Origin of the sequence: Paraburkholderia sp. RCC_158, assembly GCF_041355255.1 — a bacterium.
GTDB lineage: Bacteria > Pseudomonadota > Gammaproteobacteria > Burkholderiales > Burkholderiaceae > Paraburkholderia > Paraburkholderia graminis.
Window position 1 is genome coordinate 63,469 of sequence record NZ_JBFUPM010000014.1, and the last position, 19,464, is coordinate 82,932.

At 63.5% G+C, this 19,464-nt stretch carries 19 protein-coding genes, 1 tRNA gene and 1 riboswitch; of the genes, 4 read left to right on the plus strand and 16 right to left on the minus strand.

The window, feature by feature from the left end; translation table 11 throughout:
* Nucleotides 1–40: 40 nt before the first annotated feature.
* From pcnB to AB6809_RS24370, 4 genes are all read right to left on the minus strand, one after another.
* Nucleotides 41–1,642 (minus strand): polynucleotide adenylyltransferase PcnB, encoded by a 1,602-nt coding sequence (gene pcnB, locus AB6809_RS24355; RefSeq protein ID WP_006047875.1) that lies wholly within the window; start codon nt 1,640–1,642, stop codon nt 41–43.
* The gene (locus AB6809_RS24360) at nt 1,639–2,325 is read right to left on the minus strand and encodes an HAD family phosphatase (protein WP_006047874.1); all 687 of its coding nucleotides are present in this window, start codon (nt 2,323–2,325) and stop codon (nt 1,639–1,641) included. Before AB6809_RS24360 ends, pcnB begins: the two co-directional genes overlap by 4 nt.
* A complete protein-coding gene (gene hda / locus AB6809_RS24365; RefSeq protein ID WP_029970417.1) occupies nt 2,318–3,061 on the minus strand; it encodes a DnaA regulatory inactivator Hda in 744 nt (247 codons plus the stop codon). Before hda ends, AB6809_RS24360 begins: the two co-directional genes overlap by 8 nt.
* Before the next feature lie 71 nt (nt 3,062–3,132).
* Entirely contained in the window at nt 3,133–4,209 is a 1,077-nt protein-coding gene (locus tag AB6809_RS24370) for an AI-2E family transporter (RefSeq protein ID WP_006047872.1), read from the minus strand.
* A gap of 150 nt (nt 4,210–4,359) precedes the next feature.
* Between AB6809_RS24370 and purM the strand changes: the two genes are divergently transcribed.
* Nucleotides 4,360–5,427 (plus strand): phosphoribosylformylglycinamidine cyclo-ligase, encoded by a 1,068-nt coding sequence (purM, locus tag AB6809_RS24375; RefSeq protein ID WP_006047871.1) that lies wholly within the window; start codon nt 4,360–4,362, stop codon nt 5,425–5,427.
* A 152-nt stretch (nt 5,428–5,579) separates the two neighbouring features.
* Here the strand turns inward: purM and miaA are convergent, their stop codons facing one another.
* Nucleotides 5,580–6,527: a tRNA (adenosine(37)-N6)-dimethylallyltransferase MiaA gene (miaA, locus tag AB6809_RS24380; protein ID WP_171800387.1), complete on the minus strand. Its 948-nt coding sequence runs from the start codon at nt 6,525–6,527 to the stop codon at nt 5,580–5,582.
* 117 nt (nt 6,528–6,644) lie between these two features.
* Here miaA and AB6809_RS24385 point away from each other — a divergent pair, with 117 nt between their 5' ends.
* Nucleotides 6,645–7,217 carry a hypothetical protein gene (locus tag AB6809_RS24385; protein WP_307251779.1) on the plus strand — a complete coding sequence of 191 codons (573 nt, stop codon included), beginning with the start codon at nt 6,645–6,647 and terminating at the stop codon, nt 7,215–7,217.
* Here the strand turns inward: AB6809_RS24385 and mutL are convergent.
* Nucleotides 7,201–9,324 (minus strand): DNA mismatch repair endonuclease MutL, encoded by a 2,124-nt coding sequence (gene mutL / locus AB6809_RS24390; protein ID WP_171800389.1) that lies wholly within the window; start codon nt 9,322–9,324, stop codon nt 7,201–7,203. The genes AB6809_RS24385 and mutL overlap by 17 nt on opposite strands.
* Nucleotides 9,325–9,517: 193 nt before the next feature.
* Here mutL and AB6809_RS24395 point away from each other — a divergent pair, with 193 nt between their 5' ends.
* Nucleotides 9,518–10,183, plus strand: coding sequence for a VTT domain-containing protein (locus tag AB6809_RS24395; RefSeq protein WP_006047867.1), 666 nt, complete (start codon nt 9,518–9,520; stop codon nt 10,181–10,183).
* A gap of 114 nt (nt 10,184–10,297) precedes the next feature.
* On the opposite strand, the gene AB6809_RS24400 is transcribed toward AB6809_RS24395, so the two are convergent.
* From AB6809_RS24400 to ydfG, 10 genes are all read right to left on the minus strand, one after another.
* The gene (locus tag AB6809_RS24400; RefSeq protein ID WP_307251783.1) at nt 10,298–10,672 is read right to left on the minus strand and encodes a hypothetical protein; all 375 of its coding nucleotides are present in this window, start codon (nt 10,670–10,672) and stop codon (nt 10,298–10,300) included.
* Nucleotides 10,673–11,012: 340 nt separating this feature from the next.
* Nucleotides 11,013–11,088 (minus strand) — tRNA-Lys (locus AB6809_RS24405).
* Between the two features lie 278 nt (nt 11,089–11,366).
* The gene (gene ybgF / locus AB6809_RS24410) at nt 11,367–12,116 is read right to left on the minus strand and encodes a tol-pal system protein YbgF (protein ID WP_029970412.1); all 750 of its coding nucleotides are present in this window, start codon (nt 12,114–12,116) and stop codon (nt 11,367–11,369) included.
* Between the two features lie 19 nt (nt 12,117–12,135).
* A complete protein-coding gene (gene pal, locus AB6809_RS24415; protein ID WP_006047864.1) occupies nt 12,136–12,645 on the minus strand; it encodes a peptidoglycan-associated lipoprotein Pal in 510 nt (169 codons plus the stop codon).
* 43 nt (nt 12,646–12,688) lie between these two features.
* Nucleotides 12,689–13,981 carry a Tol-Pal system beta propeller repeat protein TolB gene (tolB, locus tag AB6809_RS24420; protein ID WP_371027355.1) on the minus strand — a complete coding sequence of 431 codons (1,293 nt, stop codon included), beginning with the start codon at nt 13,979–13,981 and terminating at the stop codon, nt 12,689–12,691.
* Nucleotides 13,982–14,116: 135 nt separating this feature from the next.
* The gene (gene tolA, locus AB6809_RS24425) at nt 14,117–15,130 is read right to left on the minus strand and encodes a cell envelope integrity protein TolA (protein WP_307251785.1); all 1,014 of its coding nucleotides are present in this window, start codon (nt 15,128–15,130) and stop codon (nt 14,117–14,119) included.
* Entirely contained in the window at nt 15,127–15,573 is a 447-nt protein-coding gene (tolR, locus tag AB6809_RS24430; RefSeq protein WP_171800390.1) for a protein TolR, read from the minus strand. Before tolR ends, tolA begins: the two co-directional genes overlap by 4 nt.
* A 10-nt stretch (nt 15,574–15,583) precedes the next feature.
* Complete coding sequence (gene tolQ / locus AB6809_RS24435) at nt 15,584–16,261, minus strand: protein TolQ (protein ID WP_006047860.1); 678 nt, start codon at nt 16,259–16,261, stop codon at nt 15,584–15,586.
* Between the two features lie 157 nt (nt 16,262–16,418).
* On the minus strand, nt 16,419–16,898 hold the full coding sequence (gene ybgC, locus AB6809_RS24440; RefSeq protein WP_371027356.1) for a tol-pal system-associated acyl-CoA thioesterase: 480 nt from the start codon (nt 16,896–16,898) through the stop codon (nt 16,419–16,421).
* 58 nt (nt 16,899–16,956) lie between these two features.
* Nucleotides 16,957–17,703, minus strand: coding sequence for a bifunctional NADP-dependent 3-hydroxy acid dehydrogenase/3-hydroxypropionate dehydrogenase YdfG (ydfG, locus tag AB6809_RS24445; protein ID WP_006047858.1), 747 nt, complete (start codon nt 17,701–17,703; stop codon nt 16,957–16,959).
* Between the two features lie 238 nt (nt 17,704–17,941).
* A riboswitch (ZMP/ZTP riboswitch) is annotated at nt 17,942–18,050 on the plus strand.
* 166 nt (nt 18,051–18,216) lie between these two features.
* On the opposite strand from ydfG, the gene glyA reads away from it, so the two are divergent.
* Nucleotides 18,217–19,464: a serine hydroxymethyltransferase gene (glyA, locus tag AB6809_RS24450; RefSeq protein WP_029970409.1), complete on the plus strand. Its 1,248-nt coding sequence runs from the start codon at nt 18,217–18,219 to the stop codon at nt 19,462–19,464.

Here is a 19,464-nt window from a genome sequence, read left to right on the forward strand (position 1 = left end):
CGACGCTGCATGAACCAGCGCTGCGTTAGCGAACGCTGCTTCAGTCTTCGTGCGGGCTGTCGTGGCCCGCTTCGGCGTCTGTGCGTTCGGCTGGCGTGCCGCCCTCCATTCCGTCGCCCGGTTTGCGGTTTCTGGCGCCACCGCCGCGCCGCCGTCGTTTTCTGGGGCTTCGGTCCTTCCCGCCTTGCGTGAGCAATGCCTCACGCGCCGCGATGTCTCCTTCGATGAACTCCGTCCACCACGCTCCGACCGACTCGTCGAGTTCGCCCGATTCGCAGCGCAACAGGAGGAAATCATACCCCGCTCTAAATCTTTGGTGTTCCAGCAGCTTCAGCGCGCTTCTTCCCGAACGTTTTTCGAGGCGCAGCTGCAAGCCCCAGATCTCGCGCATATCGGACGAAAAACGCTTGTGGATAGCGAGTTTCTCGGTCTGCATGTCGAGCACTTCGTCCATCGCGCGATGCAGCGCGGGCACCGGATACTCGCCGTTCGCTTCGAATTTCTGCCAGCGCTGCTGCACGTCGTGCCACAAAAGTGTTGCAAACAGAAAACCCGGCGACACCGGTTTGCCGGCGCGCACGCGTGCGTCGGTATTGTTGAGCGCGAGCGTGATGAATTTTTCGCCGGTCGGCTGCTCGAGCACGACGTCGAGCAAGGGCAACAGTCCGTGATGCAGGCCTTCCTGGCGCAAGCGCTTCAGACAGGCGAGCGCGTGACCGGACAGCATGAGCTTCAGCATCTCGTCGAAGAGACGCGCGGCCGGCACGTTGTTGATGAGATCGGCCATTTTCGCGATCGGGTCGCGCGTCGCGTCTTCGATCTCGAAGTCGAGCTTGGCCGCGAAACGCACGACGCGCAGCATGCGCACCGGATCTTCGCGATAACGCGTGGCCGGATCGCCGATCATGCGCAACAGACGCGCGCGCACGTCGGCCATGCCGTTGTGATAATCCAGCACGGTCTCCGTGGCCGGATCGTAGTACATCGCGTTGATCGTGAAGTCGCGGCGCGTGGCGTCTTCGTGCTGCTCGCCCCACACGTTGTCGCGCAGCACGCGGCCGCTCGCGTCCACCGCGTGCGTGCGGCGATCGAGCTCGTCGCGCTTCAGGCGCCGCGGCGGCGCAGCGTCAGCGGCGGGCGGATCGACCAGCGCGCGGAACGTCGACGTTTCGATGATTTCCTGGCCGAACTGCACATGCACGATCTGAAACCGGCGGCCGATGATGCGCGCACGGCGAAACAGCTTCTGCACCTGCTCGGGCGTGGCGTCGGTCGCGACGTCGAAATCTTTCGGCTTGATGCCGAGCAGCAGATCGCGCACCGCGCCGCCGACGATAAACGCCCGGTGCCCCGCCTGCTGCAGCCCTTCGGTCACGCGAATCGCGTTGCGCGAGATCAGCGTGGGGTCGATGCCGTGCACGTCGTGCGGAATGATGACCGGCACGTCGGGGTCCGGCACCTGTGGTTTGGTGGACGCGCCGCCGCGAGCCGGCTTGCGGCGCGCGCGGCCCGCGCCCGCGGCGCCTTGTGCATGGTGTGCCGGTGCGCTGCCGGTTTCGTCTGCGTCGGCTTCAGCCGGCAGCGTGTCGTCGGCGGATGCTGTGTCCTGGCCGAATAGCTTGCGAATGAGTTTTTTGATCACTGGGGTTGAAAGAGTTCGAGGATGCGCCAGCCCTTGGCTTGTGCATGAGCACGCAATGTGTCGTCCGGATTGGTCGCGATTGGGTCGGTGACCTTTTCGAGCAGCGGAATGTCGTTGTGCGAATCGCTGTAGAAATAGCTGTGCTCGAAGTCGCTCCAGCTTTTGCCGAGCGATGCGAGCCATGCCTCGGTGCGCACGATCTTGCCTTCCTTGTAGCTCGGCGTGCCGGTCGGGCGGCCCGTGTAGGCCGAATGCGGCTGGCCGTCGACGGTTTCCGCTTCGCAGGCGATCAGCGTGTCGACGCCGAACGCGCTCGCGATGGGACGGGTGATGAATTCGTTGGTGGCGGTGACCACGCAGCACAGGTCGCCCGCTTCGCGATGCCGCTTGACCAGTTCGACCGCCGCCGGAAGGATGGCCGGCGTGATCACTTCATGCATGTACTGCGCGTGAAAGTCCGCGAGCTGCGCGCGCGTGTACTTGGCGAGCGGCGTGAGCATGGCGATCAGATACGCGTGAATGTCGAGCTTGCCGGCCTTGTAGTCGGCGTAAAAGCGGTCGTTGTCACGGGCGAAGTTTTCGGCGTCGACCATGCCGTGTTTCACCATGAAGCGGCCCCATTCGTGGTCGCTGTCGGTGGGAATGAGCGTGTGATCGAGGTCGAAGAGTGCGAGATTAGCCATGGGGGTCTATTTTACTTGAAGCGGCGGACGACGCGGCGGGGCCGTCCTGGCCGGGCGAAGCCAGCATCGTGCGCAACAGCGGCAGCGTGACCGCGCGCTTCTGTTCGAGCGAGAAGCGGTCGAGCGCGTCGAGCAGCGCCATCAGGCTCGGCATGTCGCGGCGAAAGTGCGTGAGCAGATAGGCGGGCACGTCGTCGGCGAGCATGATGCCGCGCTCGCGGGCCGCATGCTTCAGCACGGCGGCTTTGCCTTCGTCGGGCAAGGGCGCGAGATGGAACACGAGGCCCCAGCCGAGCCGCGTGCGCAGATCTTCGCGCACCGTCATGCCGATCGGCGGCGCGTTGCCGGTGGCGACGAGCGCGCTGGTCGGATGCGCGCGCACTTCGTTGAAGAGATTGAACACGGCGACCTGCTGCGCGGCGGAGAGGCCGTCGCAATCGTCGATTGCATACAGCGCGACGCGCGGATCGAAACTGAACGCGGCGAGGCTGCTTTGCGGACCGGCGAAGCGCGCATGTCCGCGCGGCGCTTCGTGCACGAGTGCTTGCAGCAGATGTGTGCGGCCGCTGCCCGCTTCGCCCCAGATGTAGAACGTGCGATCGGCGACCGGCCCGGCGGCGAGCGCGCTATCGAGCTCACGCAGGCGCGTGACGAGCTCGGCGTTCGCGCCGGCGAAAAAATTGTCGAATGTCGATGGCGGCGGCGTGCCGAGATCGAGCGTCAGTTGACGAAGCACAGTAGGTTAATGCCGAAAGTAAGGCTGAAGCCGCGAAGTGTCCCGCTGAGCCGGGACGCCGGAGCAGAACATCAATTGTTATAGAGCGTGCTTTGCAGATAGCTTTGCCGCAACTCGCGCATCGCCACCGACAGAATCGCGCTGACCGGCAGCGCGAGCAGCACGCCGAAAAAGCCGAACAACTGCCCGAACGCGAGCAGCGCGAAGATAACCGCGAGCGGGTGCAGGCCGATTCGCTCGCCGACGAGACGCGGCGTGAGATAAAAGCTTTCCACGATCTGCCCGACGCCGTAAATCAGCGCGACCGCGCCGAAGCCGTACCAGTTGCCGAACTGCAGCAGCGCCGCGAGCAGCGCAAGCGCAAGACCGGTCGCGAAGCCGATATACGGAATGAACACGGCGAGCCCCGTGAAAATGCCCACGGGCAACGCAATCTCGAAGCCGGCGATGCTGAGCGCGGCCGCGTAGAACACGGCGAGCACGCCCATCACGAGCAACTGGCCGCGCAGGTATTGCGACAGCATCTGATCCATGTCGCGCGCGAGTTGCAGCGTCTTGTCGAGCCAGCGCCGCGGCACCACGCTCTGCATGCGCAGCAGCATGCGGTTCCAGTCGTAAAGCAGATAGAACAGCACGAGCGGCACCATCACGAGATTGCCGACCACGGTCATCATGACGTTGCCGCTCGTCACGATCGACGTCCACGCATAGCGCGCGACCGTCTGCGCACTGCCTTCGAGCTGGCCCATCACCATGTCGCGCACGCTCGCGAAGTCGAGCGAATCGGCGAGGCCGAGCATCGCAAGCTTGGGTTGCAGCCACGCATTCACATGCGCGAAGAGCTGCGGCACCTGCTGCCGCAACTGCGGCCCTTCCTTCTGGATGACGGCGAACACGAGCAGCACCAGCAGCGTCATCAGCAACGTGAAAAGCAGCATCATCAGCAAGGCGGCGAGTGCGCGCGGCACGCGCCGGCGCACCATCCACGCGACGCCGGGCTGCAGGATGTAGGCGAGAATCGCGCCGAGCAGAAAGGGTGTGAGGACCGGACTCAGCAGCCACAGCAGAATGCCGACGCCGAGCGCAATGGCGAGCCAGATGAAGGCGCGGCGCTGCACGGGAGTCAGTATCGAGGAATTCTGTTGCAAAGTTGTTTCCCTGGTGTCGTCGGAACCGGATGATCAAATTCCAGCCAGCCGGCCGGCAACTCTCTATGGGACCGGAGTAAGCGCTGAAGCGCCAACTCTCGATCGGCATCGGGTAAAATCGCATTTTACCGACCTTCGAGCGCTCCCCCCATGAATCAACCGAAATCCGCCCCGAATTCCACTGATTCGGCCCAAGGTCTGTCGTATCGGGACGCTGGCGTGGACATCGACGCGGGCGACGCTCTCGTCGACGCAATCAAGCCCTTTGCCAAAAAGACGATGCGCGACGGCGTGCTGGGCGGCATCGGCGGATTCGGCGCGCTGTTCGAGGTGCCGAAGCGGTACAAGGAACCCGTGCTCGTGTCGGGCACGGACGGCGTGGGCACGAAGCTGCGCCTCGCGTTTCAGTTGAACAAGCACGACACCGTGGGCCAGGATCTGGTCGCGATGAGCGTGAACGACATTCTCGTGCAAGGCGCCGAGCCGCTCTTTTTCCTCGACTACTTCGCGTGCGGCAAGCTGGACGTCGGCACGGCGGCGACCGTGGTCAAGGGCATCGCTTATGGTTGCGAACTGGCGGGCTGCGCGCTGATCGGCGGCGAAACCGCTGAAATGCCGGGCATGTATCCCGACGGCGAATACGATCTGGCGGGCTTCGCGGTCGGCGCGGTCGAAAAGAGCAAGATTATCGACGGCAGCACGATCGCCCCCGGCGACGTCGTGCTGGGCCTCGCTTCGAGCGGCATCCACTCGAATGGTTTTTCGCTCGTGCGCAAGATCATCGAGCGCGCGCAGCCCGATCTGAACGCGGATTTCGACGGCCGTTCGCTCGCCGACGCGTTGATGGCGCCCACGCATATCTACGTGAAGCCGCTCCTCGCGCTGATGCAGCAGATCGCCGTGAAGGGCATGGCGCACATCACGGGCGGCGGGCTCGTCGAAAACATTCCGCGCGTTTTGCGCGAAGGTCTGACGGCCGAACTCGATCATCGTGGCTGGCCGCTGCCGCCGCTGTTCTCGTGGCTGCAAAAGCACGGCGGCGTCGCGGACGCGGAAATGCATCGCGTGTTCAATTGCGGGATCGGCATGGCAGTCGTCGTGTCCGCTGCGGACGCGGATGCCGCGATCGGTCTGTTGTCGGCGGCCGGCGAGCAGGTCTGGAAGATCGGCGTGATTCGCGAAAGCGCCGCGGGTGAAGCGCAGACGGTTGTGGTTTAAAAGGTCGGTGGTTCGCGCGGCGTTGCGATGGATTGCGCCGCGCGGGCTGTGATTTGCCGGCTTGCGTTTGCCGGTTTGCTTTCGCCGGTTTGCTTTCACGCTTTTCGCGCCTCGCGGCGTTGCTTCATATCCCGCGCTTTACGCTTGACGCTTTACGTCAACGCTTCAATCACCTCTAGCACGCGCGCCGTTGCTTCTCGATCGCAGCAGTCCACCACCACGCGCTCCTCCATACTGCGCAGCCATGTGAGCTGCCGCTTGCACAATTGCCGCGTCGCGAACACGCCTTTGTCGCGCATGGTTGCATAGTCGACCGCGCCGTCCAGATATTCCCAGACTTGCCGGTAGCCGACGCAACGCATCGACGGCATCTCGGGCGACAGATCGCCGCGTTCCCGCAGCTTCACCACCTCATCGACGAAACCGTTTTCCAGCATCGCGTCGAAACGCCGCTCGATGCGCGCGTGCAGCACGCTCCGGTCGGAAGGCTCGAGCGCGATCGGCACGAAGCGCCAATCGGCCGCGGCATCGTCGGTGCGCGCGGGCGCGGCCAGCAGCGTCGACATCGTCTCGCCGGTCAGCATGAAGACCTCGAGCGCGCGCTGGATGCGCTGCGAGTCGTTGGGTGCGAGGCGCGCGGCTGTCGCGGCATCAACGGCGGCGAGGCGCGCATGCAGCGCCGGCCAGCCGTCGCGCGCGGCGTCGGCGTCCAGTTGCGCGCGCACGTTGGGATCGGCGGCGGGCAAGTCGTTGAGCCCTTGCGTGAGCGCCTTGTAGTACAGCATCGTTCCGCCCACCAGCAGCGGCAACCGGCCGCGCGCGTGGATCTCGGCTGTGAGGCGCAGCGCGTCGGCGCGAAATTCGGCGGCTGAGTAGGCGTTGGCCGGGTCGACGATATCGATCAGATGATGCGGCGCGATCGCGCGTTCTTCGGCGGTCGGCTTTGCGGTGCCGATGTCCATCTCGCGATAGACGAGCGCGGAATCGACGCTGATGATTTCGATTGGGTGACGGGTGGCTAATGCCAAAGCAGCCGCGGTCTTGCCGGAGGCGGTCGGGCCGAGTAGGCAGGGGATGGGCGTGGGGGGGCGGGCGGTCATGGGTGGGCCGGCGGGGGAGAATGGGGCGCTGGGGGCGTGGAGGGTATTAAGGCCGTTGCGTGCGTGGAGCGCATCAGGTGCGTTGCGGGCGTCGGGAGCATCGAGGGCGCCAAAGGCATGAAGGGCGTTAAGCGCATCGAGCGCATCAGCCGCATTGAGAACATCAGGCGCATCGAAGGCATCAGGCGCATCGAAGGCATCAGGCGCATCGAAGGCATCAAGAGCATCGAAGGCATCAAGAGCATCGAGGGCATCAAGAGCATGGAAGGCATCAAGGGCATCGAGCGCGTCGCGGGCATCAAGAGCATCGAAGGCATCAAGAGCATCGAAGGCATCAAGGGCATCGAAGGCATCAAGGGCATCGAGCGCGTCGCGGGCATCAAGAGCATCGAGGGGTTGAGGCGCATCGAGAACTTCGCGGGCGTCACGCGCATCAAGACCGTCGAGCGGACCAAGCGCACAAAGCACATCGAGCGCATCAAGAGCATGAGGCGCATCGGGAACATCGCGGGCGTCGCGCGCATCAGGACCATCGAGCGGACAAAGCGTACAAAGCACATCGAGAACATCAGGCGCATCGACAACATCAGGCGCATCGACAACATCGACAACATCGCGGGCGTCGCGCGCGTCAAGACCATCGAGCCCACCACGCGCACCAAACCCCCCACCGTCACTGCCCGCGCATGAACAGCCGATCGAGATCGGACAGCGTCAATTGATACCACGTCGGACGCCCGTGATTGCATTGATCGGCGCGCTCGGTCGCTTCCATCTGGCGCAGCAGCGCGTTCATTTCATCGAGCGTGAGGCGGCGGTTCGCGCGCACCGCGTGATGGCATGCGAGCGTGCCGAGCAGTTCGTGCTGACGCTCGGTCAACACACGCGAGCCGCCGTACGCGTGCAGATCGGACAGCACCGCGCGCGCCAGCGCCTGCAAATCGGCGTCTTTCAGCAGCGCCGGCACTGCACGGATGGCGAGCGTGGTCGGCGACAGCACGGCGAGATCGAAGCCGAGTGCATCGAGCGTGTCGCGCTCTTCATCGACGGTGCCGATTTCGACCGCATCGGCCTGCATGGTCTGCGGAATCAGAAGCGGCTGCACGGCGATCGTGCGATCGGCCAGCGCATTCTTGAACTGCTCGTACAGAATGCGCTCGTGCGCGGCGTGCATATCGACGATCACGAGCCCGTGCGCATTCTGCGCGAGCACATAGATGCCGTGAATCTGGCCGAGCGCGAAGCCGAGTGGCTGATCGTCGGCGGGATTGAACCTGGGCGAGGCGTAGGGCGCCGACGCGTTATACGGCGACGCGCCTTCGGCGGCGGAATCGCGTGCTTCGAAAAGCGTCGCGCCTTGCTGCGCGACCCCGCTGTTGTCCTTGCGGCCGAACAGCGCGTCGTAGAAAGCGAGCGGCTGCGCGACGGGCAGCGTGCCCTGCGTCATGCGCGACTGGCGCATCCAGGTGTTGCCGGGCTGCGACGCGTTGAAGCCGCTGCTTGCCGGGCCGCTCGATGCGTTCCCACCGAAGCCGCCTGCACCGGTTGCGGCTGACGCTGACGCGCCAAACCCCGCCCCGCTAATGGGCGACGCGCCAGACGGCGACGTGCCAAAGGACGACGCCCCAAACGCCGGCGTCCCCAACGAAACCCCTCCGCCCGAGGACGCCTGCAAATGCGCCGCATGCCCGCCCGCCGTCGTTTCGGGCGACGCGCCCGCATGACGCGCCAACGCCCGCTGAACCGCGTGAAAAACGAACTGATGAATCGAGCGCGAATCGCGGAAGCGCACTTCGATCTTCGACGGATGCACGTTCACGTCGACCGCTTCGGGCGGCAGATCGAGAAACAGCACATACGACGGATAACGATCGCCGTGCAGCACGTCTTCATAGGCGGCGCGCACCGCGTGCGTGAGCAGCTTGTCGCGCACGAAACGGCCATTGACGAAGAAGTACTGCTGATCCGAGCGCCCGCGGCTCGCGGTCGGAAGACCCGCGCAACCGTAGACGGCGAGCGGACCGGCCGACTCGTCGAGCGGCAGATGAGCAGTCGCGAAAGTTTCGCCGAGTATCTTCGCGACCCGCACCGGCGGTTCGCTCGCGTTCCAATGCTCGACCGCCTTGCCGTTATGCAGCACCGAAATCGCGACGTCCGGACGCGCCAGCGCGGCGCGTCGAATCTGCTCGAGACAATGTCCGAGTTCGGTCTGTTCGCTCTTCAGGAATTTGCGGCGCGCCGGCGTGTTGAAGTACAGCTCGCGCACTTCGATCGTGGTGCCTTGCGTGCCTGCGGCGGGGCTCAGCACACCCGTTTGCGCATCGACGCGCATCGCGTGCGGCGCATCGGCCGTGCGGCTCGTGATCGTCATTTGCGCGACCGATGCAATCGACGCGAGCGCCTCGCCGCGAAACCCGAGCGTGGCCACTGCCTCGAGTTCGGCGAGCGAGCGGATCTTGCTGGTCGCGTGGCGCATCAACGCGAGCGCCAGTTCGTTCTCGGGAATGCCGCAGCCGTCGTCGGTGATCGAAATACGTTTGACGCCGCCTTCATCGAGCATGATGCGCAACGTCTGCGCGCCTGCGTCGAGTGCGTTTTCCAGCAACTCCTTCACGACCGATGCCGGCCGCTCGACCACCTCGCCGGCGGCAATCTGGCTGATAAGCTGATCGGGCAGCGGCTGGATCGCGCGCAGCGGCCGCGGCGCGGGCGTGCCCGGCGCACTCGGCGTGCTCTGTGTGCTGGCAGCAGCGGCGGAGGCGTCGGCGCGGGCGGGCGTTTCGGGGAATTCGGACATGGCGAAATTATAGCGATTCGGCGCGGCCGTCCTGGAATGGCGTAAACGTGCCGGAGATTTTCCAGGATCGACCGGGCACTTTCTGTATCATGACGCGGTCAATTTGCGGGGTCGGCGACGCTTGCCGCGATCGCCAGTACAACTCCGCCGGATTTTCCCGCCACGCTCATTTTCGCTTGATAAAGGACGCTTTTTGGACACGCTGCTACATCTCGCCAACCTCGTGCTGCACATCGACAAGTTCCTTGGGGAATTCATCCACGTGTACGGCGCCTGGGTCTATGCGGTCCTTTTCCTGATCGTGTTCTGCGAAACGGGGCTTGTGATTCTGCCGTTTCTGCCGGGCGATTCGCTGCTGTTCATCGGCGGCGCGTTTTGCGCGGCTGGACAGATGAATCTCGGTTTGCTGATTCTGCTGCTGTTCGTCGCGGCAACGACCGGCAATACCGTCAACTACATGATCGGACGATCGATCGGTCCCAAGGTTTTCAACTCGCGCATTCCCATGCTCGAGCGTTTCCTGGATCGGCGCGCGCTGCAGAAAACGCACGACTTCTATGAAAAGCACGGCGGCAAGACGATCGTGCTCGCGCGCTTCATTCCGGTGGTGCGCACGTTTGCGCCGTTTGTCGCCGGTGCGTCGGAGATGACGGTCAGCCGGTTCCAGCTTTTCAATATCGCCGGTGCGCTGTTCTGGGTGTTGCTGCTCGTACTGCTCGGCTATTTCTTCGGCAACATTCCGTTCATCCGCCAATACCTGAATGTGATCGTGCTGGTCGGCATTGGCGCGGCGATTGTGCCGGTCGTGCTCGGCGCGCTGTGGAAGATGACGCGCAAGAACGCGTCGAAGCCGAGTTAAACCGGCATCGCTCGGATAGCCCGCTAAGGTTTCTGCATGAACAAACGGCGTCGCGATTTTTCGCGACGCCGTTTTTATTTTGCGGGACCGCCGACACGTTAAGGACGCGGCGGTTCACATCGGCAAATGAGATTCCGTGTACGGCGATGTCGGGATGACGAGCGCTTTGTCCGCGCCGGCTTTCGCGAGCACGTTGCGACGGCTGCGACTGCTCCAGACAAACGCGGCAACGACAGCGAGCGCGTACGCCGCGCTACGCGTAAAAAACGCCGTCGACGTGCTGAACTGGCCATAACGGGTTCGGGCGTCCGCGAACACGAGAAAGGTGAGGGCCGCGTCGAGCAGCACCGCGGCGAACACGAGCGCGGCAAAGACGCGCGAACCGTTTAGCGCAGCGCCCGGTATCAGACGATTACACAGATGGCATGCAACCAGCACGATTGCCAGCAACGCAAGATTCGAGGCGAGATCGAACAGAAAATTGGTCATATCGATGGAATGAAAGCGCCGCACGTTGCGGTGTTGCGAGAGCGTCTGCCTGCGCTGCTTGACAGCGGCTGAGTCAGACTGCGGCGATCATTGCACGTCTTTATGTCTCAATAAATGCTGACGTTCGGAGTCCGTAGCGTTGTCGGAATGTGCGAAGTTGCGTTGGTGAACGGGCGTGGGATGCTGTGGAAAAGTGCAGAGAGTTGAGCGGAGGCTTCTGCTTTTTGGGCTTTGCTTGGACTTGGGTTCGGGCTTGGGCGTTTCTGGAGCGAGCAGAGAAACTGCGACGCAAAAAAGAAAAGGGCTTACGACGCTGACGCGTGTAAGCCCTTGAATCTTTTGGTAGGCCGTACGGGATTCGAACCTGTGACCAACGGATTAAAAGTCCGCTGCTCTACCAGCTGAGCTAACGACCCAAAAGAGAAGCGAAATTATATCGATGGCCCGAAGGGGCTGTCAACCCATTCCGCGCATCCGCCAATGACTGTGCGAAGCAATCCGGATAGTGAAAAGCCCGGGCTTCCGATGTGGAGACCTGGGCTTTCCAGCGAGAGGCGCGCGTGACTATCTTTCTGACACATTGCAGACACTGCGCGTTACAGCCGACGACTCAAGCGACAACTCAAGCAACGACTCAAGCAAAAACTCAACTGCTCAACGATCAACTACGCCAACGCGACGACCACCAAACCGCCTACTTGATCTGCGACAGCTTGCTCTGCGCGGACTGTGCGACGTCCGAGCCGCCGTATTGCGCGACGATCTGCTCAAGCGTCTTCTTGGCCGCAGCCTTCTGGCCTTGCTCGAGCTGATTGTTCGCAATCGCGAGCAACGCCTCCGGCGCCCGCGGATGCTGCGGATAGTTCTTCACGACACCCTGCCAGGTCGCCGTCGAGCCCTTGTAATCGCGCAGCGCATACAGCGCATTGCCGAGCCAGTACTGCGCGGTCGGCTGATACGGACTGCTCGGAAACTTGGCGATGAAGCTACGGAACGACGCCGCCGCGTTCTTGAAGTCGCCGTTGCGGAACTGCTGTGAGGCCGCATTGAACGCATCGGTTTCGCCCGGCTGAACTTCGCCCTGGACACCATCGACCGTTTGCTGCTGCGGCTCGAATTTCTTCAGGCGCGTGTCAAGGTCGGTGTAGTAGTCCTTCTGCTGTTTTTGCAGCGTGGCGAGCTGATTGCCCATGTCCTCGTTCTGCCCGCGCAGCGTTGCGACCTGCTGATTCAACTGGTCGAGGCGGTTGGACTGATCGAGGATCGTGCGCTGTGCTGCCGACAACTGGCTCGACAGACTATCGGTCTTCGCCCGCAGATCGAGAATGGCCTGGCGGGCCTGATCGTCGTCGAAGATGCCGGCGTGCGCCGGCACAGCCGTAAAGACCGTGCCCGCGACGCAGGCCGCTGCGGCAAATCGCAGCCAGGAGAAACGATGCGTCATTCGGCTCATCACCCGTTACTTACTGTTGGTACACGAGGTCGGCGCGGCGGTTCTGTGCCCACGACGATTCGTCATGACCCGTGGCTTGCGGCTTTTCCTTGCCGAGGCTCACGGCTTCCATTTGCGAGTCCGTCACGCCCATCAGCGACAGCGAACGGCGCACAGCTTCAGCACGCTTCTGGCCGAGTGCCAGGTTGTACTCGCTCGTGCCGCGCTCGTCGGTATTGCCCTGGATCAGCACGTGGCGTTGCGGATGGCTCTTCAGGTACTGCGAGTGTTGCTGCAGCAGCGACTGGTAGTCGTCCTTCACCGAGTAGCTGTCGAAGTCGAAGTAAATGCTGCGCTTCGCGAGCGGGCTGTTCGGGTCGTTCAACGGATCGACGTTCACTTGCGCGACATCGTTCGGGTTCGGCTGCGTCGAGACTGCGCCGCCCTTGTTAGCGTTTTCGTCGAGCTTGACGCCCGAGTGACACGCGGCCAATGCGCCGACCATGAGGACTGCAAATGCGAAGCGAAGTTTGGACATCATTTTGTACTCTCCTTGTGTTATTGCATCAGTTATTGCGTCAACGTTATTGCATGAAAGGGCCCCAGGACGGCTCGCGTACGCTGCCTCCCTGCACTGACAGGACCTGCCGGGTGCGACCGTCGGTCGAAACCGCAGCCAATACGCCACGGCCGTTCACCTGAGTGGCGTAAAGAATGTACTGACCGTTCGCCGCGAAGCTCGGCGATTCGTCATGTGTCGTGTCCGTCAGGCCCGTGGCGGCTCCGCCTTGCAGATCCTGGATATACAGCTTGAAGCCGCCGCCGACGCGCGAAATATACGCGAGTTGCTTGCCGTCCGGGCTCACGCGCGGGCTCGTGTTGTAGCTGCCGGTGAACGTGACGCGCTGTGCGCCGCCGGCGCTTTCGCCTTGCGCCGACATCTTGTAGATCTGCGGTTGGCCGCCGCGGTCGCTCGTGAAGTAGATCGACTGGCCGTCGGGCGAGAAGGTCGGCTCGGTGTCGATCGAGCTGCCCTGTGTGAGACGGCGCAGGCCGCTGCCGTCCGCATTGACCGCGAAGATCTGCGTGTTGCCGGTGCGCGAGAGCGCGACGGCGAGCGTGCGGCCGTCCGGCGACCACGCGGGCGCGCTGTTATTGCCCTTCTGATCGGACACGACGATGCGGCGGCCCGTAGGCAGATCGTGAATATAGACGATCGGCTTCTTCTTCTCGAACGAAACGTAAGCGACCTTGGTGCCGTCAGGCGACCATGCCGGCGAGATGATCGGCTCGGGGCTCGACAGCGCGATGTGCGCGTCCTGGCCGTCCGAATCCGAAATCTGCAACTGATAGCGGTTGCCGCTCTTGATGACATACGACAGCCGCGTGGCGAACGCGCCGCGGCCGCCCATCAGCTTGGCGTAGATGTAGTCGGCCACTTTATGCGCGCTCATGCGCAGGCCGCTTTCCGGGCTCACCAGCACGAGGCCGCCGAGACTTTCGCCCTTGACCGTGTCGTACAGCTTGAAGCGCACTTCGTACTGGCCGTTCGGCAGGCGGTTCACGCTGCCGGCCACGAACGCATTCGCGCCCTTCGCCTTCCAGCTTCCGAGATCGACGGAAGCCGTTTCGGGAACGGGCGCAGAACCCGCGTCGATGTTGGTGAATTTGCCGCTGCGCTGCAGGTCCTGACGCACGATGGTGCTGACCTGCTGCGGCGAGTTCGCTTCATTGGCGAAGTTCGCCGTTGCGATCGGAAACTGGGTGGACCCGATGCCCGTGACGAGCACGTTGAGTTGCGCGTTCGCGGCGCCGCCGGCGGCGATCAGGCACGACGCTACAAGTGTCCGCAGGCCTAGCTTGGTCATCAAACTCATGCTGTATGGATTCCCCAAAAACGGTTTTACTAAAGCTTCGCGACAGCAGACAGACCGGAAAACAACTATTTCGTTCCCGAGTGCGCCGCGCCGAAAGGGGCGCGGGGCCTGCTGTCACCCACTGTCAGGCTGCCGTCAACCGGCCGGCCGCAACGTGATCCTGAAACTCCCCGGCGTTTTTCCGTCGATGTCCTGAGGCATCGGATCGGAACGCTGAACGGCTCGCAGCGCGGCATCGTCCCACGCCGCATTGCCGCTGCTGTGCGCGATGGTCGCGCTCAACAGCGTGCCGGTCGGCGAGCAACGAACGGCGATCACGGTCTCGAGACCCTCGGTCTCGCCACCCCACGAAATGTTCGGCCGCACCACGCGCCGAACCTTGTCCGCATAACCGGGCGATGCCGCATTGCCGCCCGAGCCGCTGCCCGTGCCGCTCTTGCCGAGGCCATTGCCGGTCGAGCCCGGAGGCCCGGCCATGCCCTGCATTTGCGCGAGGCGCGCGCGACGTTCCGCGTCGAGTTTCTTCGCCTGCGCCGCGGCTTCGGCTTGCGCCTTTGCCTTGGCCGCCTTTTGCGCATCAGCCTTCTTCTGCGCTTCGGCTTCGGCCTGTTTCTGCTGCTCGTCCTGCTGTTCTTTCAGCTGCTGCTTTTTCTGCTCGGCCAGTTGCTGTTGCTTGAGCTTGTCCGCCTGTTGCTGCTGTTGCAGTTGTTTCTGCTTCGCCGCCGCGGCCTTCTGCGCAGCCAGTTGCGCTGCCTGTTCGGCCGCGAGTTGCTGCTCGCGCTTAGCCTCGGCTTCCTGCTGAGCCTGGAGCTTCTGCTGACGCTGCTGTTCCGCGAGCTGCGCCTCGCGCGCCGCTTCCTGCTGCTTGCGCTTCTTTTCCTGCAGCGCGATGTCGGCCTGTTCGTCGGGCGCCGGCGGAGCAGGCGCAACAGGTACGGGCGGCGGCGTGACCGGGCGCGGAATCACGCTGTCCGGCACCTCGGTCCACAGTTCCGCTTCGGCACCTTCGGGCGTGCTGTTTTGCCACTGGATGCCGTGATACAGGAAGAACCCGAGCAGCGCATGCATCACCAGCGCGAACGCAAAGGCTCGCCCGGTGCCGCGTTCACGCGGTGGCTGGAGCGGATAGTCGGTGTTCTTACGGATCATTGCGATTTGACGAGCAATCCAACGCGTTTGACGCCGCGAGCCTTGAGCTCCGACATCACATTCATCACGACTTCATACTTCACGGTCTTGTCGGCGGCGATCACGACAGGCTGATCGGGATGCGACTGCGCGCGGTCGGCGATGAAGCCGTTAAGCGCGGCTTTCGTCATGTCCTCCTGCTGCTGCGCGCCCGCGTCGTCCTTGTACTTGACGCTCATGTTGCCGTCCGCGCGAATGTTGACGATCACGGGCGGCGTTTGCTGCTGCGGCGCGGCGCCGCCGACTGTCGGCAGATTGACGATGGACGGCGCGACGAGCGGCGCGGTCACCATGAAGATGACGAGCAGCACGAGCATCACGTCGATATACGGCACGACGTTGATGTCGGACATCGCGCGGCGCGAGCGGCCGCCGCGCATGCTGGAGGAGCGAGAGCCTGCCATCGTGGACTCCTTAGTGCGCCTGGCGCTGCAAGATGTTCGAGAACTCTTCGATGAAGGTCTCGAAGCGGATCGCCAGACGGTCGATGTCGTGCGCGTAGCGGTTATACGCGACCACCGCGGGAATCGCGGCAAAGAGGCCGATCGCGGTGGCGGTCAATGCCTCGGCGATGCCCGGCGCGACGTTCGCAAGCGTGGCCTGCTGCACGTTGGCGAGTCCGCGAAACGCATTCATGATCCCCCAGACCGTGCCGAACAGACCGATATACGGGCTGACCGAACCCACCGACGCGAGAAACGCAAGATTCGCTTCGAGCACGTCCATTTCACGCTGGAACGCGGCACGCATTGCACGGCGCGCGCCGTCGAGAATCGCGCCCGGGTCGTTCAGGCGTTTCTCCTTGCCCTTGAGAAATTCGCGCATGCCGGATTCGAAAATTCGCTCTAGCGCGCCGATGGTGTGACGGTTATTCGCGGCACTTTGATACAGCGCCTGCAGGTCGCCGCCCGACCAGAAATCGCGTTCGAAACGCTCAGTTTGCGCGCGCGCCCGGCGGATCGCAAACCACTTGCGGAAGATGAAAGTCCACGACAACAGCGACAGCAGCAGCAGGAGGGCCATGACGGCCTGCGCCAGCAGGCTCGCATTGAGTACGAGAGAAACGATCGACAGATCTTGTGTAGTGTTCATAAAGGTTCGTTTTATCGTCCCGAAAGGGGGCGTCCGGCTTTGCAAGGCCACACGAAGCTTGCCGTGAGCAAAACGGAAGCTTCGGCGGTGACGCAAGCCGAACCATGCTTGGTGCTGCTTGATCGATGCGAGTTCACTGGCGCCGTAACAACGGGAGTCAGCCTGCGTTCGTTGACACGCCGCCCTCGCTGACGCCGGGTCCGCGCCGCAAAGCGGCCAGCACCGGCGAATGAATCGCGGCGGGGCGCAGCGCTGTGCGCTCGACGCAGCCGACCCGGATCGAGCCGGTAGCAAGCAACGTGCCGTCGCGCCACGCTTCCTGCACGAAGTCGACGGATGCCTTGCCAAGGCGCTCGATGCGGCTGACGACTTTCACCACGTCGTCGAGACGTGCCGGCGCCCGATAATCGACCGCCGTGCTACGGACGATGAAAATGGCGCCCGTTTCGTCCGCGAGCCGGTTCTGGTCGATCCCGCAGGCGCGCAGCCATTCGGTGCGCGCCCGTTCAAAGAACTTCAGGTAGTTCGCGTAAAACACGATGCCGCCGGCGTCGGTATCTTCGTAATACACGCGGATGCCCCACGTGTGGCCGATTTCCGCGCCTGGCTGGCTTGTCGTCATATTCATGCGGCGCATTTTACCGGAACGCACACCGCGAGGTCTGTTTCAAGATGTGCGCGCGGCCTGGCGGGCCTCAGCCGCGATGAACGCTCAAACCGGCGAACGATTGCGCGACCGGCATCAGTTCGATCGTGTTGATGTTGACGTGCGCCGGGCGCGTGGCGATCCAGTAGATCGAATCGGCGATGTCCTCGGCCGTGAGCGGCTGCACGTTCTCGTAGACCTTGCCGGCCTTCTGGTCGTCGCCGCGATAGCGCACGTTCGAGAACTCCGTGCCGCCGCACAGGCCCGGCTCGATGTCGGTCACGCGCAGCGCGGTGCCGGCAAGGTCGGCACGCAGATTCAGGCTGAACTGCCGCACGAATGCCTTCGTCGCGCCGTAGACGTTGCCGCCCGGATAAGGCCAGTGGCCCGCGACCGAGCCAAGGTTGAAGACATGGCCGCGGTTGCGCTCGACCATGCCGGGCAACAGTGCATGCGTGACCTGAACGAGCCCGGTGCAGTTCGTTTCGATCATCGTCTGCCATTCGTCCAGGCTCGCTTTATGAGCCGGCTCCACGCCGAGCGCGAGGCCGGCGTTGTTGACGAGCACGTCGATGGCGGCGAAGTCGGCCGGCAACGAGGCGGGCACCGCCTCGACGGCCGCGCGGTCGCGCACGTCCAGCTCGTAGGGCAGGAGAGCGTCGCCGAGTTCGTCGGCGAGCGCTTGCAGGCGGTCCTTGCGGCGGGCGGTGGCGACGACGCGGTGGCCGCCTTTCACGAAGGCACGAGCGATGGCGGCGCCGAATCCTGCGGACGCCCCGGTGACGAACACGATCATTGCAGTTCCCTGGTCGGTAGGAGAGAAAGGCCCCAAGCCTACTTCCAATGCGGCGCTGCGGCAAGGATCAACGAGCCGGAGCAGTTGCGTCGCGAGAACTGCGCAGCCGCCGCGGGACAGGCTTTCGCGGCACGGTTCCGCACTGCCTGTCGGGCCTTCTGCCGGGTCTTTTTCGGCGCCCTTTGCGGCGGCCGAAAGCCGGTTGCCTATTCGATCCTCTTCCAATAAACTAACGCGCTCATCCCTGCGTGACTGGCGATAGAACCGGTTTTGACAATCGGGTTCAAGGTGGAAAAACCCACCGTGAAGCGCGGGGTGCCGTTTTGCCGTTCGCCTGGGCAGCCGTGATCCGCGCGCATTCATCTGCGCTGACGGTGGCTGTCCTGCCTCGCGTGTGCGGCGACTCTTCCTCCGCCACGTCAGGCCAAGCCCAGCCGCCAGCAGCGCCGCGTACCCTCTACGCAAGATTCGGCGCACGATCCGGTCAACCTGAAAACACTCAACGGAATCCGTATGTTTGACAGAGCCCAAAGCACCATCGCCAACGTCGACCCTGAACTGTGGAAGGTGATCGAGCAGGAAAACCGCCGTCAGGAAGAGCACATCGAACTGATCGCGTCCGAAAACTACACGAGCCCGGCTGTGATGGCTGCGCAAGGCTCGCAACTCACCAACAAATACGCCGAAGGTTATCCGGGCAAGCGCTACTACGGCGGCTGCGAATATGTCGACGTGGCCGAGCAGCTTGCGATCGACCGTGTGAAGCAACTGTTCGGCGCCGAAGCCGCCAACGTGCAGCCGAACTCCGGCTCGCAGGCGAACCAGGGCGTGTTCTTCGCGATGCTCAAGCCGGGCGACACGATCATGGGCATGAGCCTCGCGCACGGCGGCCACCTGACGCACGGCTCGCCCGTCAACATGTCGGGCAAGTGGTTCAACGTGGTCAGCTACGGTTTGAACGAAGCCGAAGACATCGACTACGACGCTGCCGAGAAGCTCGCTCAGGAACACAAGCCGAAGCTGATCGTCGCAGGCGCGTCCGCTTTCGCGCTGCGCATCGACTTCGAGCGTCTGTCGAAGATCGCGAAGTCGGTCGGCGCGTATTTCATGGTCGACATGGCGCACTACGCCGGCCTCATCGCCGCGGGCGTCTATCCGAACCCGGTGCCGCACGCGGATTTCGTCACGACCACCACGCACAAGAGCCTGCGCGGCCCGCGCGGCGGCGTGATCCTGATGAAGGCCGAATTCGAGAAGCAGATCAACTCGGCCATCTTCCCGGGCATTCAGGGCGGTCCGCTGATGCATGTGATCGCCGGCAAGGCTGTCGCATTCAAAGAAGCGCTGTCGCCGGAATTCAAGACGTATCAGCAGCACGTTGTCGAAAACGCTCGGGTGCTGGCGGAAACGCTGGTGAAGCGCGGCCTGCGCATCGTCTCCGGCCGCACCGAAAGCCACGTCATGCTGGTCGATCTGCGCGCGAAGAAGATCACCGGCAAGGCTGCGGAAGCCGCGCTCGGCGCAGCGCACATCACGGTCAACAAGAACGCGATTCCGAACGACCCGGAAAAGCCGTTCGTGACGAGCGGTATCCGTCTCGGCTCGCCGGCCATGACCACGCGCGGCTTCGGCGTCAAGGAAGCGGAGCAGGTGGGTAACCTGATTGCCGATGTGCTCGACAACCCGGAAGACGCCGCCACGATCGAACGCGTGCGTGGTCAGGTCGCCGAGTTGACGCAGCGCTTCCCGGTCTACCGCTAA